The following is a 15,108-nucleotide window of genomic DNA, read 5'->3' on the forward strand; positions in this document are numbered from 1 at the left end:
CGGGTTGACTTTTGTGTGTGATTTTGCACGAAACCCTATATCTAGTGGTTCGCTGCGATCGGGATACAAGATAATGCGGTATTGGGGGCTTTGCAAGGCGAGCGCCTGTGGATAAGTTGTGTGTACTTTGTGAGTGAATGGTGGGTATTCGCTGTAGGCCTTGTGCCAAGTGGTTTGCAGTATTTTTCTGCACCTTGACGCCCTTGGGCAGTTTTTTTTGGGCGCGAAGCCTGTCACAAAAAACGGTTCAGTCGAGGGGCGGTAGGGCGTGTCTGAAGATCTGGGGTGCCTGGGAGATCGAGCACCGCCCGCGGGGCGCTCGGTCTCGCAGGGCCCCCCATCTACATTCATACTCTCAGCTGCCCTGACACGATCCCAAGAACAACAAGGCCAAAGCCATGGACCACCCCATACCCCGCATCCTCATCGTCGAAGACGATCAGCGCCTCGCCGAACTCACCGCCGAATACCTGCAGGCCAATGGTTTCGAGGTCGCGGTGGAGGCCGATGGCGCCCGTGCAGCGAGGCGCATCATCGACAGCCAGCCCGACCTGGTGATCCTCGACCTGATGCTCCCCGGCGAGGACGGCCTGAGCATCTGCCGCCGGGTGCGCAGCCAGTACCAGGGGCCGATCCTCATGCTCACCGCGCGCAGCGATGAACTCGACCAGGTTCAGGGCCTGGACCTGGGGGCCGACGACTACGTCTGCAAACCCGTGCGCCCACGCTTGCTGCTGGCGCGTATCCAGGCCCTGCTGCGCCGCAGCGAAACCGTGGACAGCAAGCGCCAGGACCTGGCCTTCGGTGCGCTGCGTATCGACAACCGCCTGCGCGAGGCGCACCTGGGCGAGCAGTTGATCGAACTGACCGGCGCCGAATTCGATCTGCTCTGGCTGTTGGCCAGCAACGCTGGCCGGGTGCTGACCCGTGAACAGATCTTCACCGCACTGCGTGGCGTGGGCTACGACGGCCAGGACCGCTCTATCGATATCCGCATCTCGAAAATCCGCCCCAAGATCGGCGACGACCCGCTTCAGCCGCGGTTGATCAAGACCCTGCGCAGCAAAGGCTACCTGTTCGTGGGCGAGGCACCATGAACAATTCGATCTTCCTGCGCATCTACGGCGGCATGCTGGCCGTGCTGGTGCTGGTGGCCCTGCTTGGCGTGCTCAGCCTGCACCTGGTCAACGAAGTGCGCGCTGCCCAGCATCGCGAGGGCCTGGCCCAGGGCACCTTCAGCCTGATGGCCGACAACCTGGCAATGCAGAATGAAACCCAACGCAAGCGTTCGCTGCTGATCTGGGAACGCCTGCTTGGCGTGCCGTTGGCGCTGCAACCGATGAGCGCACGCAGCCTTGACGGTGGCCAGCGGGCGCGCCTGTACCGTGGCCTGGTGGTGGTCGAGAAAATTGGCCCGCATGCGGCGCAAGTGCTACGCAAGGTGGGCCAGGAAGACCTGATGCTGGTCGCGCAGATCAAACAGATCAGCGAGCAGTTGGCGCGGGCCACCCTCTATCTATTGGCCGACGAACTGGTGCGCTACCCGGTAACCGAACAGCAGCAGCGCCTGGCACAGATCAAGCACGAAAAGGGCTTCGGCTTTGGCGTTGCCTTGCAACGTATCGAGCGGGTCAGCCTGGACGATGACCAGCGGCGCCGCGTGGAGGAGGGCGACACGGTGATGGCGCTGGGCAAGGATGGTGACTCGATCCGGGTGTTCGCCGGGCTGACGGGCTCGCCATGGGTACTGGAAATCGGCCCGCTGTACCAGCTCAACCCTTACCCGCCGCAGTTGCTGATCCTGATTGCCTTCCTGGGTCTGTGCCTGATTGGCCTGGTGGTCTACCTGCTGGTGCGTCAGCTGGAACGTCGTGTGTCCGGCCTGGAGATTGCTGCCACGCGCATCGCCCAGGGCAGCCTGGATACCCGCGTGCCGGCCGGCGACGCCGACTCGGTAGGGCGCCTGGCGGCTGCCTTCAATGGCATGGCCGAGCACCTGCAGCGCTCGCTGACCATGCAGCGTGAGCTGGTGCGAGCGGTGTCCCACGAGCTTCGCACGCCGGTGGCGCGCCTGCGTTTTGGCCTGGAGATGATCGAAAGCGCCACGACTGAACAGGTGCGGGCAAAGCACCTGGCGGGCATGGACGGGGATATCCAGGACCTCGACAAGCTGGTCGACGAGATGCTGACCTACGCCCGCCTGGAGCAGGGCGCACCGGCCTTGAAGTTCCAGCAGGTCGATCTGGATGCCTTGCTCGATCGGGTGATCGAAGAGCTGGCACCTTTGCGTGCCGAGGTGCGGGTGGTGCGCGGCGACTGTCAGGGCGCGGATGCCGAAGGCGCCTGGGTCGAGGCCGAGCCGCGCTACTTGCACCGGGCCCTGCAGAACCTTGTCGGCAATGCCATGCGCCATGCCGAGAGCGAAGTGCGCCTGAGCTATCAGCTGGGCCAGCAACGTTGCCGCATCGATGTGGAGGATGACGGCCCGGGGATCCCCGAGGGCTTCTGGGACCGCATTTTCACGCCCTTCACCCGCCTCGATGACAGCCGCACCCGTGCCTCGGGCGGGCATGGCCTGGGCCTGTCGATCGTACGGCGGATCATCTACTGGCACGCGGGCCGGGCCACGGTGGGCCGCAGCGACGCGTTGGGCGGTGCCTGCTTCAGCCTGAACTGGCCAAGGCAGCAGGCACCGCTGTGAAGGTCAGACGCTGACCAGGCTCAGCAGGTGGCCGTCCTGCAGGCAGAACTGGCCTTGCAGCTCTGCGCCTTGCTGCCACTGCGGTGACAGGTCGGTGAGCAGGCGCAAGCGCGCCAGCCCTTCTGCGGACCAGTCGAGCACTTCTGCGTGTTCGAAGTAGAAGCGTTGGCGAGTCAGTGGGTACAGGGTCTTGAACAAGCTTTCCTTCAGCGAGAACGTCAGGGTGACCGTAAGCCCAAGCTGGCGGCGGTCCAGGCGCTCCAGCTCTGCCGGGGTAAGGATTTCGCCCATCAGCCGCTCGGCGCGCGCGTCATCCAGCAAGGCTTCCTGATCCAGGCCCAGACCTTGGCAGCTGTTTTCGCCGGCGACCACCGCGGCGGCCCAGCCCTTGCCGTGTGTGATCGAGCCATGAATACCGGCGGGCCAGATGGGCGAGCGGTCTTCGTGGGTGCCGGGCACGTAGTCGCGGCCGTCCAGGTGCTGGAGCGCGGCGCGGGCACATACGCGGCCGGCCAGGTACTCGGCCTGGCGCTTGGGCACCGAGCGCAGCAGGCTGGCGCTGGGCAGTACGCCAGCGCGCTGGAAGTCGTCGGCGGCCAAGTGGGCAGGGTCGAAGGCGCAACTGACCAGCACCGCGCCGGGCAATGGGCGGGGCAGGGGCCAGTGGTGCTGGAGCGGGGCGCAACAGGCAGGAAGTGTGTTCATGGCGGTTATTGTGCCAGCTGTGCAGGCGCTGAGGGAGGTGGCGTGGCAGGATGACTTACCGCAGCCATGAAAACATGGCGCAGATCACAGCGTGATCCGTGCGGGAGCGGGTTTACCCGCGAAGCATACACCGCGGTGGATGGCACGGGCTTCGCCCGTGTTCGCGGGCAAGCCCGCTCCCACAGGGATCGCGCCAGCTTTTAGAAATTGAGCAAGACAGTTGCTCCCACAACGATTGCACAATCTTTTATTTGAACACCTTCTTGAAGAACGCCTGCATATCCGCCCAGGAACGCTCGTCCGCTGCCTTGTTATAGCCAATGTCCGGCCCCCCATGTTCACCGTGGCTGAGCCGATCGGCATCGGGGTTGGTGAACCCGTGCTTGGCCCCTTCAATACTGACGAACTGGTAGTTGACCTTGGCCGCATCCATTTCGGCCTTGAACGCCTCCACCTGCTGTGGGGTGATCATGCTGTCCGCTGCACCATGCTCGACCAGGATATCGGCCCGCACCACGCCAGGTTTTGCCGGGGTCTGGGTGGCCAGTGCGCCATGGAAGCTCACCACGCCATCGAGCTTTTCTCCCCGGCGTGCGGCATCGAGCACCACCTTGCCGCCAAAACAGTAGCCGACAGCGCCCAGTTGATGCTTGTTCACATTCGGCTGCTTTTTCAACAACTCCAGGCCCGCGTCGAAGCGTGCTGCTGCTGCGGCCGGGTCCTTCATCGCTGCGGCCATGAATGCCTGGGCATCCTGCGGATGCTCGGTGTGCTTGCCATCGCCGTACATGTCGATGGCCAGTGCCTTGTAGCCCAGGGCGGCAAGATCTCTCGCACGACGCTTGGCATAGTCGTTCAGGCCCCACCATTCATGCACCACAACGATGCCTGGGCGTTTGCCGTCCAGCGCGTCATCGTAGGCGTAGTAGCCGACGAGGCGGTTGCCATCGTCGTCCTGATAAGGAATTTCACGGGTCACTACCGCCGCTTGGGCGAGGGCGGCGCTGCACATCAGGGTCAGGGCCAGCAGGGCTCGCATGTTCACAACTCCTTGTTTTGCTATCGATTCGTTCAGCCGGGGTTCAGCCAGGGTTCAGTCGCGGTTCAGGGTGCCCTGATTACTCTAGCTTCCAGACCGAAACAGCGCACCCAACTGGAGTACCCAGCCATGAAAACCTTCAATACCCTGCTTGCCGCCATGGCCGTCTGTGCCGCTGGCATTACCACCGCTCAGGCCGCGGACGACAACTTCGCCAGCCTCACCTACGGCCAGACCAGCGACAAAGTTCGCAAGTCCGGCCTGCTGCAACGCAACACCGATCAGCTCAATGCCGACGGTATCATCGGCAAGGACGATACCTGGGGTGTGCGTCTGGGCAAGATCAACGACCAGGGCCGCTACTACATGACCTATGACAATGTCTCTGGCGACCACAGTGGCCTGAAGTTGCGCCAGGAAAACCTGCTTGGCAGCTACGACTTGTTCCTGCCGGTGGGCGATACCACCAAGCTGTTCGGTGGTGGCAGCCTGGGTGTGACCAAGCTGACCCAGGACTCGCCTGGCGCCAGCCGGGACACTGACTACGGTTATGCCTACGGTTTGCAGGCCGGTGTGATCCAGGACATCACCGACAAGGCCTCGGTCGAACTGGGCTACCGTTACCTGCGCACCAATGCCGCGACCGAGGTGGGCGCGCATGGCGGGCCGAAGGATGGCACCCTGCGCCTGACCAGCAGCGCGCAGACCTACCTGGCAGCAAGTTACAAGTTCTGACGAACGAGCCGCGTTATCCTGTACCGGCCTTCGCGGGCACGCCCGCTCCCACAGGTACTGCACAAACCGCTGAAACTGTGCAGTACCTTTGGCTTGTGCAGGTGCTGCACACGTTTCAGAGACTGTGCGATTGCTGTGGGAGCAGGCATGCCCGCGAATAGGCCGGTACAGGCAATACACATAAGGAGCTGCACATGAAACTGCTGGTGGTCGAGGACGAAGCCCTGCTTCGCCATCACCTCTACACCCGCCTGGGCGAAAGCGGCCATGTGGTCGAGGCGGTCGCTGATGCCGAAGAGGCGCTGTACCAGGCCGAGCAGTACCATTTCGACCTTGCCATCATCGATCTGGGCCTGCCCGGTATCAGCGGCCTGGAGCTGATCACGCGGCTGCGCAGCCAGGACAAGACCTTCCCCATTCTCATCCTCACAGCCCGTGGCAACTGGCAAGACAAGGTCGAGGGCCTGGCCGCCGGTGCCGACGACTATCTGGTCAAGCCGTTCCAGTTCGAGGAGCTTGAAGCACGGCTCAATGCCCTGTTACGCCGCTCCAGTGGTTTCATCCAGTCGACCATCACCGCTGGCCCCTTGGTACTTGACCTCAACCGCAAGCAGGCCACCCTCGACGAACACGCCTTGGCCCTGACTGCCTACGAATACCGCATCCTCGAATACCTCATGCGCCATCACCAGCAGGTGGTGGCCAAGGATCGCCTGATGGAACAGTTGTACCCAGGTGACGAAGAGCGCGACCCCAATGTCATCGAAGTGCTGGTTGGCCGCCTGCGCCGCAAGCTTGAAGGCGAGCGCGGCTTCAAACCCATCGACACGGTGCGCGGCCTGGGCTACCTGTTCACCGAGCGCTGCCGATGATCCGCTCGCTGCGGGTGCGCCTGATGCTGGCCGCCGCAGTGTTGGCGCTGCTGTTCATGCTGGCGCTGCTGCCGGCCTTGCAGAAGGCCTTCAGCCTGGCTCTGCAGGAGTCGATCGAGCAGCGTCTGGCCTCGGATGTGACCACGCTGATTTCCGCTGCGCGTATCGAGCATGGCCAGCTGCAGATGCCGACACTGCTGCCGGACGAGCGTTACAACCTGCCCTACACAGGCCTGCTCGGCTATATCTTTGACCGCGACGGCAAACTGGTCTGGCAGTCGCGTGCCACCGCCGACCGGCACATCAACTACCAGCCGCGCTATGACGGGCGCGGCAACGAGTTCGACCGCATTCACCAGTCCGATGGCGAAGAGTTCTTCGTGTACGACGTCGAGATCAAGCTGTTGGGTGGGCAGAGTGCCGCCTACAGCATTGTCGCTCTGCAGCCCGTGAGCGAATACAAGGCCACCCTCAATGGCCTGCGCGAAAAGCTCTACCTGGGGTTCGGCGCTGCATTGCTGGCGCTCATGGTGTTGTTGTGGGCAGGCCTGACCTGGGGGCTGCGCTCGTTGCGACGCCTCAGCCACGAACTGGATGAAGTGGAATCAGGTGCACGTGACGGTCTGAGCGGTGAGCACCCACGCGAGTTGCTGCGCCTGACCCGCTCGCTCAACCGTCTGTTGCGCAGTGAGCGTGAGCAGCGCACGCGCTACCGTGATTCGCTGGACGACCTGGCCCACAGCCTGAAGACGCCGCTGGCGGTGTTGCAGGGTGTGGGTGAAAGCTTGCAGCAGCGCAGCGGCGAGCGCGAGCAGGCGCGGGTGCTGCAAAGCCAGATCGAGCGCATGAGCCAGCAGATCGACTACCAGCTGCAACGCGCCAGCCTGCGCAAGAGTGGCCTGGTCCGCCACAGCGTATTGCTGCGGCCGTTGCTCGACAGCCTGTGCAGCACCTTGGCCAAGGTTTACCGGGAAAAACGTGTGAACGTGGTGCTGGAGTTGCCGGACGCGGCGCAGGTGCCGATGGAGCAGGGCGCGTTGCTGGAAATGCTCGGCAACCTGCTGGAGAACGCCTACCGGCTGAGCCTGGGCCAAGTGCGGGTGAGCCTGGTGAAGGCGCCGGGGTATCTGACCTTGTGCATCGAGGACGACGGGCCGGGCGTGCCCGCCGACCAGCGTGAACGCATTCTGGAGCGTGGGGAGCGGCTGGACAGCCAGCACCCGGGGCAGGGCATAGGCTTGGCCGTGGTCAAGGATATCGTCGACAGCTATGACGCCGAGCTGAGCCTTGGCGATTCGCCGCTGGGGGGCGCTGCGTTCAGGATCACCTTCAACCTGGATTGATCCCTAGCCTGTTCCGGCCCATTCGCAGGTCAATCTGCGAATGGGGGCACAGGCAATCCACAAAGGGCGGTTTTCCGCCATTCCTCCTTGTACAAATTCCGCCATCGGGCGGAAATCCGCCAATCCGTCCCGGGAATATCGCCCTGTCGTTGGGCATTTATTCCTAGCAAATACGGGCTTTGCACCCTTCATGGGCATTTTGGCACCACCCTTGCTACTGATCCTCGCAGAGGCCTGCCCAGGCAGCTCGAACACAACGACAAATCCCTCCAAGTGCAGGAGGGTTAGCGATTCAGGTGCCCCCATCACCCTGGGAAGGGTGAACCGGCACACTTGAGGAAAATTAGCCATGACGACACGTCAGCCGCTGTACAAATCCCTGTATGTCCAGGTGTTGGTCGCCATCACCATCGGCATCCTGCTCGGCCACTACTATCCGGAAACGGGCGTTGCCCTCAAACCCCTGGGTGACGGCTTCGTCAAACTGATCAAGATGGTCATCGCCCCGATCATCTTCTGTACCGTGGTCAGCGGCATTGCCGGCATGCAGAGCATGAAGTCGGTCGGCAAAACCGGCGGCTACGCGTTGCTGTACTTCGAAATCGTCTCCACCATCGCCCTGATCATCGGCCTCGTCGTCGTCAACGTGGTCAAGCCAGGCGCTGGCATGCACATCGACGTCAGCACCCTGAACGCCAGCAGCGTGGCTGCCTACGCCGCCGCCGGCGCGCAGCAGACTACCGTCGGCTTCCTGCTTAACGTCATCCCCAATACGGTCGTCGGCGCCTTCGCCAACGGCGATATCCTGCAAGTGCTGATGTTCTCGGTGCTGTTCGGCTTCGCCCTGCACCGCCTGGGCAGCTACGGCAAGCCGGTACTGGACATGATCGACCGCTTCGCCCACGTCATGTTCAACATCATCAACATGATCATGAAGCTGGCCCCGATCGGCGCTTTCGGCGCCATGGCCTTTACCATTGGCCAGTACGGTGTTGGCTCGCTGGTGCAGCTGGGCTACCTGATGGCCTGCTTCTACATCACCTGCCTGCTGTTCGTGCTGGTGGTGCTGGGCGGTATCTGCCGTGCCCACGGCTTCAGCGTGATCAAGCTGATCCGCTACATCCGTGAAGAACTGCTGATCGTGCTGGGTACTTCGTCCTCGGAGTCGGCCCTGCCACGCATGCTGGCCAAGATGGAGCGCCTGGGTGCCAAGAAGTCGGTAGTGGGCCTGGTTATCCCGACTGGCTACTCGTTCAACCTGGACGGCACCTCGATCTACCTGACCATGGCTGCGGTGTTCATCGCTCAGGCCACTGACACCACCATGGACATCACTCACCAGATCACCCTGCTGCTGGTGCTGCTGGTGGCTTCCAAGGGTGCTGCCGGCGTTACCGGTTCGGGCTTCATCGTGCTGGCCGCGACCCTGTCGGCTGTTGGTCACCTGCCGGTTGCTGGCCTGGCGCTGATCCTTGGCATCGACCGCTTCATGTCCGAAGCCCGCGCCCTGACCAACCTGGTGGGCAACGCCGTTGCCACCGTGGTAGTGGCCAAGTGGGTCAAGGAAATGGACAACGACAAGCTGGCTTCGGAACTGGCCTCCGGTGGTGCGCCGCTGATCGATACCCGCCCGACGGACGACCTGGGCGTGGCTGAAGGCCCGGCTCGTTGATAGCGGGTTGAAATGAGAAAGGCGACCCAAGGTCGCCTTTTTCGTGTCTGCGCGCTCCCACACAGGGCGATGCGGTGGCCCTCAGCCCAGTACCACCTCCATCACCCGGATGACGTCCGGCTGTGGGTAATGCCACCTTACTTGCACATCCCAGAACTTCACCCCGTACACCCGCTCGGACGGTGGTATCTGGTAGGCCGGCCGTGGGTCCTGCGCCAGGCATTGCTCGATCAGTTGCACCAGCGGCTCATTCAAACGCAGCGCATGCTCGCGGGCCTGGATCAGGGCGTTGTCCGCCCACTGCACGGCAATTGCCACAGGCGCTGCATTGGCCATCTGGTTGCTGGCGCCAGCGACGCTGTCGGCATAGGGCACATAAGGCTTGATGTCCAGCACCGGCGTGCCGTCGAGCAGGTCGATCCCGGACAGCAGCAGGCGCCCGGGCTCCACGCCCTCCAGGCGTACCACCGACTGGCCGATGCCGTTGGGCCGGTGGGTGGCGCGGGTGGCGAACACCCCCATGCTCTTGTTGCCGCCAAGACGCGGAGGCCGCACTTTCAGGCGCGGCTTTTCTTCCAGGGCCTGGTGGAACAGGAACAGCAGCCAGACATGGCTGACCTGCTCCAGGCCTTCGACCGCGTCACCTTGATCGAACGGCGGCAACAGTTCGAGCACGCCACGGGCGGCAGGCGCCAGCTGCGGCTGGCGCGGAATGGCGAACTTTTCCTTGAAACAGGAGTGGACGATGCCGACCGGGACAACCGTATGCTGCATGTCCACTCAGCCGCGCACGCGCAGGGTCAGGCCCTTGAGGAAGTTGCGCATCAACTGGTCGCCACACGGGCGGTAGTTGTCGTGGCCAGCCTTGCGGAACAGCGCGCTGAGCTCAGGTTTGCTGACCGGGAAGTTGACCGACTTGAGAATCGCGTGCAGGTCGTCTTCCTTGAGCTCAAAGGCCACACGCAGCTTCTTGAGGATCAGGTTGTTGGTTACCGGCAGCTCGATCGGCTGCTGCGGGCGGCTATCGTCTTTGCCTCGGCGGTAGATCACCAGGCCGTCAAGGAAGTGCGCCATCACCCGTTCCGGGCAGCGCACGAAGCCTTCCTCTTCTTCTTTTTTCAGGTAGGTGGCCAGCACCAGAGGATGCACTTCGAGGCCAGAGAGCCCGATGATTTCGGCCATCTTGGCGTCGTTCACCTTGAGCATGTAGCGCAGGCTGCGCAGGACGTCGTTGTGGTTCATTGCAGCAGAATCCTGTTCAGGTGCCGCGCGTTCCAGCGCGGCGTATTGCTTAGAAACGTTCGGAGGTAGCCAGGTAGCGCCATTGGCCCAAGGGCAGCTTGCCCATCGACACACCACCCAGGCGAATGCGTCGCATGCCTAAAAGCTCCAGGCGCAGGTAGGCGCATAGCTCGGAAATCTGCCCTGGTTGTGGGTTTTTCAACACCATGCGCAGGTGTGTCTCGTTCTGCCAGCTGGCCTTGGCCTTGGGCAACTCGCGGTCATTGCGCATGGCCCCACGCGCCAGGCGTTCCAGCGCCTGAGGGGTGGTTTCGCCGCGCACTTCAATGATGAACTCTTGCTCCAGGCGACGCAGGTCGGCCTCGATCTTGCGGGATACCCGCCAGTCCTGGGTAAACACCTGCAGGCCGCTGGCGCCCCGCTCCAGCGGTGCCACGCAGGCCTGCCGGGCAAAATGCCCGTGCAGGGCGCGCACGCCTTCGCGGTGGGCCTCGCTAAGGCTGCCCATGTTCATGCTGGCGCGGGCGTCTTCACTGTCCATGCCGGCTGGCTGGTTCAGCAGCAGGGTCACCGGCTCCAGGGTTTCGGCACGGGCGCCCGGCAGCAGTTCGACGCGCTGCTGCTCAACCTTGAACTGCGGCTGCTCGACCACCACGCCATCGACCGTTACCCAGCCTCCTTCAATGTACTGCTCGGCCTCGCGGCGGGAGCAGCCGAGCTGCTCGATGAGGCGTTTGGACAGGCGGACGGGTTCGGACATGGGGCAATTCGCAAGGCAGGGAAAGACCTCCATTGTACCTGCCTGCAAGCGGTAGATGATGGGAATCTGTGTCAGATGCGCCATTTTGGACACACAGCGCGGCACATTCAGGCGCCGCCTCAAGGCACTGTGCGCATTAGCCTCATGTGCAGCAGAGGATAGGGCTGGCCCAGGCCGTCGGTTTCCGAACGGCCGATGACCTCGAAACCTTCATGCAGGTAGAAGCCCAGCGCTTTCGGGTTCTGTTCGTTGACGTCAAGGTACTCGGCATTCAGCTCACTGATGGCATAGCGCAGCAGGCGCTTGCCTACCCCTTGGCCACGGTAGCCAGGTGCGACGAACAGCATGTCCACCCGCCCGTTGGCGACACCGGCGAAACCACAGATGCGCTGGCGGTCCTTGCAGCAGATCAGCATCACTGCGTCGAGGTAGCGGCGCAGCACATGTTCGCGCAGTAGCAGGATATAACCCTCTGGCAGAAAGTCGTGGGTGGCGCGTACTGAATCCTCCCACACCTGTACCAGCTCGCTGTAGTCGCACAAGCGCGGGGTTTGCAGCGTCAGTAGCGCAGCCATGCCGGTGTTCCTCTGGGGCGATAGGGAAAACATAGCAGGCCAACCACCGGTCGGCTTGTTCGCTTAGCGCTTGAGACCTGAGGGGTGACGGTCTATTAATTAAGCGTGGGAAAAAATCCCACGTAAATATAAGTTCAATCTGAAGCAAGATTACTGACTGATTTGGCGTTCTCGTGGCGAAGACCTGGAGACGGACTATGCAAATCCACCTGCTGTTCAAGAAGGCTTTACTCGCGGCTGCTGTAGCTGGCGTGTTGTCGATGTCCATTGCCTTGATCCCTGACTCGATTTCTCATGGCTCCAGTGCCTACGCTAAAGATGGCGGTGGCGGTGGCCACGGTGGTGGTGGAAGTGGTGGCGGCGGTGGCCATGGTGGCGGAAGCGGAAGTGGTGGCCACGGCAGCGGCGGTGACGGTGGTGGCCATGCCGGCAACAGCGGCAGTGGCCACGACGGTAATTCAAACGCTGGGCGCAGCAGCAACCATGCTGAAGCGGGTGACGATCATGGCAATCACGCGGGTGGGGAACCCGGGGATGATCATGGTAATCATGTCGGCGGTGAGCCTGGCGATGATCACGGCAATCATGTTGGTGGTGAACCTGGTGACGATCACGGCAACCATGTGGGTGGCGAACCGGGTGATGACCACGGTGTTCATGCCGGCGGCGAGGCCGGGGATGACAACAGCAGAAGCTGATTGGCGCTGACCCGAAGTGGCCCATACAAAACCCAGCGGACGGGTTTTGTATGAGCAGGTTCTGGCCTGTCTTGCCTTTATCACGTCATTTCCAATGAGCGCTGACAGCTTTTTCCTCGTCCATGCCGGGATATGATTGCGGTTTGCGTGGGATTAATTCCCGCGTCTTATACTGGGTGCCTCTGTCAAGGAATGCCCTCGATGCAATCGCCTGTCTTACCCCCGTCGATGCTGAGTGCGCTGCGGCGTGTGATGCGCCCGCTGGTGCGCCTGATGCTGCGCAAAGGGGTTACCTACACGATGTTCACCGACCTGCTCAAGGAGGTGTTCGTCGATGTGGCCCATCGCGAGTTTCGCCTGAACGACACCGCGCCAACCGATAGCCGCATCAGCCTGCTTACCGGCGTACATCGTAAAGATGTCCGGCGGCTGCGTAATGAGGGTGACACTGCAATTGCGGCCCTGCCGGATAACATCACGCTAGGTGCACAGTTGGTCAATGTATGGACCAACACCCCACCATTCTGCTCGGCACCCGGCCAGGCGAGGGCGCTTGCGCGGCTAGCCAGTGTGGGTGGCGATTGCTCATTCGACGCCCTGGTCGCCAAGGTCAGCACCGATATCCGCGGCCGGGTGGTGTTGGACGAATGGTTGCGCCTGGGCGTCGTGCGGCTCGATGAGCAGGATTGCGTGCACTTGGAAGCCCATGCATTCGTGCCACAGAAGGGTTTTGATGAAAAGGCTGCGTACTTCGGCCACAACCTGCATGACCATGCCTGTGCGGCGGTGCACAACCTCAGCGGCGAAGGCCCGCCATTTTTTGAGCGTAGCGTGCACTACGATGCCTTGAGCCCGGCCAGCGTCGAGCATTTGCGAGATGTGGTAGCCAAGGATGGCATGCAGACACTACTTGCCTTCAGCCGGCTTGCAGCAGATTTAGAGAATGCTGATGAGCCCGGTATCGAACAACGTCAGCGCATCACTGTCGGGCTTTATTTCTACACTGAAGCTACCGATTCCGATCCGTCGAAGATACCCGGCCCATGACACTTCCTGTGCGCTACCTCAGTGCTGTCATGTTTGCCCTGGTTTTCGGGTGGAACCTGATGGCCCCGGCCGAGGTGGCCGCAGCGCCGGTGTGTGTCAGTCGTGACGAGATGGGTATGGCCGGTGCCGCAGGCCAGCAGTTCCCCGGTGGCATAGGCGGCACCGGTGTGCGCAATGAAAATGGCGGCGTCGGTGGCACCGGTGCCCCAGTCCAGCAACGCCCGGGTGGTACAGGCGGCACAGGCGCGGTGGCGGAGGGTGTGGACGGCACCTACTTTGATCAGCGCCACGGGGGGGGAGGTGGTACCGGTACGCCGATCCTGCGCCCGGGTGGTACTGGGGGTACAGGCATCGTCGGTACCATCACCGGCTTCGCCTCGATCTGCGTCAATGGCATGGAAGTGCACTATGGCAAGGACGTACCGGTGAGTGAAAACGGTGCGCCCGCCAGCAGTGGTCACCTGGCGATCGGGCAGGTGGTGGCGGTGGAGGCATTCGCCACCCAGCGCGGCCTGCAAGCGGGGCGCATTTCGATCCTCAACGTCTTCGAAGGGCCGTTGACGGCGCTGCCCAATGCCTCGGCCCCACTGCGGGTCATGGGGCAACCCGTGCGGCTGGCCGCTGGCGCGCGGGTAGCTGAAGGGTTGCGCCCGGGTGAGCCCGTGAGGGTCAGCGGCCTGCGCGATGCCCGGGGAGAAGTCGTGGCGACCCGTATCGAACGGGCACCGGGGTTGAGGGAGGCCAGCGCCATCGGCGCGGTTGATCGCACTGGCAGCCTTCAAGGGTTGAAGTTGGGTACCCGTGTGGCGCCTGCACGTGAGGTGCTGGTGCGCGGCCAGTGGACCGGGCGCCAGCTTGAAGTGGCGCAAACCCGTCCAGACCCGAGCCTGCCTTTTGCTGGCCGTGTCCAGCAGGCGGTGGTTGAAGGGCTGGTACAGCGCACACAAGCTCGGCAGTTGGTGGTTGCAGGTCTCAATGTGACATTGGGGCAGGGCACCGTAATTGTCGGCCGGCAGCCAGCGGCGTTGGCGCTTGATCAACGTGTGCGGGTGAGCGGGGTGCTCAATGGAACTCACGAGCTGCGGGCAACCCGCGTGGAATTCCAGGACGACCGTGTCGACAATCCTGACAGAAGCCAGTCGGGGCACGGAGGTGAGCATGACGGAAGCAGCTCCGGCGGCTCCAGCAGCGGTCATGGCGCAAGCGATGGGGCCAGCGATCGCGATGAAAACAGCGATGATCACAGTGGGCGCAGTGCCGTTGACGGCTCCAGTGACCATGGCAGCGGTGACAAGTCGGGAAAGTCGGTACACCTCGACGCATTGGAGCAATCGACGCGCAGCAACAGTGGAAGCTCCGATCGGGTTGAGAAGGTCGAAGTCGAAAACACCGGAAAGGTCGAAAAAGTAGACAAGGTCGAGAAGCCCGAGAAGGTCGAAAAAGTAGACAAGGTCGAGAAGCCCGAGAAAGTCGAAAAAGTCGAGAAAGTCGAGAAAGTCGAGAAAGTCGAGAAAGTCGAGAAAGTCGAGAAAGTCGAGAAAGTCGAAAAAGTCGAAAAAGTCGAAAAAGTCGAAAAGCCTGAACGGGTCGAAAAGGTCGAAAAGGTCGAGAGAGTCGAAAAGGTGGAGTTACCAGAGAAAGTTGAAAAGGTGGAGAGGCCGGAAAAGGCAGAGACGGTGGAAAAAGTCGAGCATCCAGAGCGATCCGGGCGTTAGCCAA

15 protein-coding genes are annotated in these 15,108 nt (G+C 62.4%); 9 read left to right on the forward strand and 6 right to left on the reverse strand.

Features of this window, described 5'->3' with window-relative positions; genetic code table 11:
• Positions 1–398 precede the first annotated feature (398 nt).
• Positions 399–1,097 (forward strand): response regulator, encoded by a 699-nt coding sequence (locus tag AC3WLP_RS10460; protein ID WP_004576832.1) that lies wholly within the window; start codon positions 399–401, stop codon positions 1,095–1,097.
• Positions 1,094–2,701, forward strand: coding sequence for an ATP-binding protein (locus AC3WLP_RS10465; RefSeq protein ID WP_088513451.1), 1,608 nt, complete (start codon positions 1,094–1,096; stop codon positions 2,699–2,701). The genes AC3WLP_RS10460 and AC3WLP_RS10465 overlap by 4 nt, the downstream gene beginning before the upstream one ends.
• A gap of 3 nt (positions 2,702–2,704) precedes the next feature.
• Here the strand turns inward: AC3WLP_RS10465 and AC3WLP_RS10470 are convergent, their stop codons facing one another.
• Both AC3WLP_RS10470 and AC3WLP_RS10475 read right to left on the reverse strand, forming a co-directional pair.
• Positions 2,705–3,406 carry a 4'-phosphopantetheinyl transferase family protein gene (locus tag AC3WLP_RS10470; RefSeq protein ID WP_012051457.1) on the reverse strand — a complete coding sequence of 234 codons (702 nt, stop codon included), beginning with the start codon at positions 3,404–3,406 and terminating at the stop codon, positions 2,705–2,707.
• 247 nt (positions 3,407–3,653) lie between these two features.
• On the reverse strand, positions 3,654–4,445 hold the full coding sequence (locus tag AC3WLP_RS10475; RefSeq protein ID WP_012051458.1) for a dienelactone hydrolase family protein: 792 nt from the start codon (positions 4,443–4,445) through the stop codon (positions 3,654–3,656).
• 129 nt (positions 4,446–4,574) lie between these two features.
• Between AC3WLP_RS10475 and AC3WLP_RS10480 the strand changes: the two genes are divergently transcribed.
• The 4 genes from AC3WLP_RS10480 to AC3WLP_RS10495 all read left to right on the forward strand — a co-directional run bounded on the left by AC3WLP_RS10480 (position 4,575) and on the right by AC3WLP_RS10495 (position 9,067).
• Positions 4,575–5,180, forward strand: coding sequence for an outer membrane beta-barrel protein (locus tag AC3WLP_RS10480; RefSeq protein WP_003254814.1), 606 nt, complete (start codon positions 4,575–4,577; stop codon positions 5,178–5,180).
• 194 nt (positions 5,181–5,374) lie between these two features.
• Positions 5,375–6,052, forward strand: coding sequence for a response regulator (locus AC3WLP_RS10485; RefSeq protein ID WP_004576835.1), 678 nt, complete (start codon positions 5,375–5,377; stop codon positions 6,050–6,052).
• Positions 6,049–7,395: an ATP-binding protein gene (locus tag AC3WLP_RS10490; RefSeq protein ID WP_088513450.1), complete on the forward strand. Its 1,347-nt coding sequence runs from the start codon at positions 6,049–6,051 to the stop codon at positions 7,393–7,395. The genes AC3WLP_RS10485 and AC3WLP_RS10490 overlap by 4 nt, the downstream gene beginning before the upstream one ends.
• A 349-nt stretch (positions 7,396–7,744) precedes the next feature.
• Positions 7,745–9,067 carry a dicarboxylate/amino acid:cation symporter gene (locus AC3WLP_RS10495; RefSeq protein ID WP_014861189.1) on the forward strand — a complete coding sequence of 441 codons (1,323 nt, stop codon included), beginning with the start codon at positions 7,745–7,747 and terminating at the stop codon, positions 9,065–9,067.
• An 81-nt stretch (positions 9,068–9,148) separates the two neighbouring features.
• On the opposite strand, the gene tsaA is transcribed toward AC3WLP_RS10495, so the two are convergent.
• From tsaA to AC3WLP_RS10515, 4 genes are all read right to left on the reverse strand, one after another.
• Entirely contained in the window at positions 9,149–9,841 is a 693-nt protein-coding gene (gene tsaA, locus AC3WLP_RS10500) for a tRNA (N6-threonylcarbamoyladenosine(37)-N6)-methyltransferase TrmO (RefSeq protein ID WP_004576837.1), read from the reverse strand.
• Between the two features lie 6 nt (positions 9,842–9,847).
• Positions 9,848–10,309, reverse strand: a complete 462-nt coding sequence (locus tag AC3WLP_RS10505) for a YehS family protein (RefSeq protein ID WP_003254807.1) — start codon at positions 10,307–10,309, stop codon at positions 9,848–9,850.
• Between the two features lie 49 nt (positions 10,310–10,358).
• Complete coding sequence (locus AC3WLP_RS10510; RefSeq protein WP_010952344.1) at positions 10,359–11,069, reverse strand: rRNA pseudouridine synthase; 711 nt, start codon at positions 11,067–11,069, stop codon at positions 10,359–10,361.
• 119 nt (positions 11,070–11,188) lie between these two features.
• A complete protein-coding gene (locus tag AC3WLP_RS10515) occupies positions 11,189–11,644 on the reverse strand; it encodes a GNAT family N-acetyltransferase (protein WP_014755577.1) in 456 nt (151 codons plus the stop codon).
• A 197-nt stretch (positions 11,645–11,841) separates the two neighbouring features.
• Here AC3WLP_RS10515 and AC3WLP_RS10520 point away from each other — a divergent pair, with 197 nt between their 5' ends.
• The 3 genes from AC3WLP_RS10520 (at position 11,842) to AC3WLP_RS10530 (ending at position 15,104) form a co-directional block, all read left to right on the forward strand.
• Positions 11,842–12,342 carry a hypothetical protein gene (locus AC3WLP_RS10520; RefSeq protein WP_256596080.1) on the forward strand — a complete coding sequence of 167 codons (501 nt, stop codon included), beginning with the start codon at positions 11,842–11,844 and terminating at the stop codon, positions 12,340–12,342.
• A gap of 201 nt (positions 12,343–12,543) precedes the next feature.
• Positions 12,544–13,389, forward strand: a complete 846-nt coding sequence (locus AC3WLP_RS10525; protein WP_012051463.1) for a DUF6502 family protein — start codon at positions 12,544–12,546, stop codon at positions 13,387–13,389.
• Positions 13,386–15,104: a DUF5666 domain-containing protein gene (locus AC3WLP_RS10530; RefSeq protein ID WP_088513448.1), complete on the forward strand. Its 1,719-nt coding sequence runs from the start codon at positions 13,386–13,388 to the stop codon at positions 15,102–15,104. Before AC3WLP_RS10525 ends, AC3WLP_RS10530 begins: the two co-directional genes overlap by 4 nt.
• Positions 15,105–15,108 lie beyond the last annotated feature (4 nt).

The organism is Pseudomonas sp. FW305-E2, from assembly GCF_058782925.1.

What these genes read in the sequence shown, in the direction of transcription:
- AC3WLP_RS10460 (WP_004576832.1), top strand. Translation starts at nt 399, where the DNA reads ATGGACCACCCCATACCCCGCATCCTCATCGTCGAAGACGATCAGCGC.
- AC3WLP_RS10465 (WP_088513451.1), top strand. Translation starts at nt 1,094, where the DNA reads ATGAACAATTCGATCTTCCTGCGCATCTACGGCGGCATGCTGGCCGTG.
- AC3WLP_RS10470 (WP_012051457.1), bottom strand. Translation starts at nt 3,406, where the DNA reads ATGAACACACTTCCTGCCTGTTGCGCCCCGCTCCAGCACCACTGGCCC.
- AC3WLP_RS10475 (WP_012051458.1), bottom strand. Translation starts at nt 4,445, where the DNA reads ATGCGAGCCCTGCTGGCCCTGACCCTGATGTGCAGCGCCGCCCTCGCC.
- AC3WLP_RS10480 (WP_003254814.1), top strand. Translation starts at nt 4,575, where the DNA reads ATGAAAACCTTCAATACCCTGCTTGCCGCCATGGCCGTCTGTGCCGCT.
- AC3WLP_RS10485 (WP_004576835.1), top strand. Translation starts at nt 5,375, where the DNA reads ATGAAACTGCTGGTGGTCGAGGACGAAGCCCTGCTTCGCCATCACCTC.
- AC3WLP_RS10490 (WP_088513450.1), top strand. Translation starts at nt 6,049, where the DNA reads ATGATCCGCTCGCTGCGGGTGCGCCTGATGCTGGCCGCCGCAGTGTTG.
- AC3WLP_RS10495 (WP_014861189.1), top strand. Translation starts at nt 7,745, where the DNA reads ATGACGACACGTCAGCCGCTGTACAAATCCCTGTATGTCCAGGTGTTG.
- tsaA (WP_004576837.1), bottom strand. Translation starts at nt 9,841, where the DNA reads ATGCAGCATACGGTTGTCCCGGTCGGCATCGTCCACTCCTGTTTCAAG.
- AC3WLP_RS10505 (WP_003254807.1), bottom strand. Translation starts at nt 10,309, where the DNA reads ATGAACCACAACGACGTCCTGCGCAGCCTGCGCTACATGCTCAAGGTG.
- AC3WLP_RS10510 (WP_010952344.1), bottom strand. Translation starts at nt 11,069, where the DNA reads ATGTCCGAACCCGTCCGCCTGTCCAAACGCCTCATCGAGCAGCTCGGC.
- AC3WLP_RS10515 (WP_014755577.1), bottom strand. Translation starts at nt 11,644, where the DNA reads ATGGCTGCGCTACTGACGCTGCAAACCCCGCGCTTGTGCGACTACAGC.
- AC3WLP_RS10520 (WP_256596080.1), top strand. Translation starts at nt 11,842, where the DNA reads ATGCAAATCCACCTGCTGTTCAAGAAGGCTTTACTCGCGGCTGCTGTA.
- AC3WLP_RS10525 (WP_012051463.1), top strand. Translation starts at nt 12,544, where the DNA reads ATGCAATCGCCTGTCTTACCCCCGTCGATGCTGAGTGCGCTGCGGCGT.
- AC3WLP_RS10530 (WP_088513448.1), top strand. Translation starts at nt 13,386, where the DNA reads ATGACACTTCCTGTGCGCTACCTCAGTGCTGTCATGTTTGCCCTGGTT.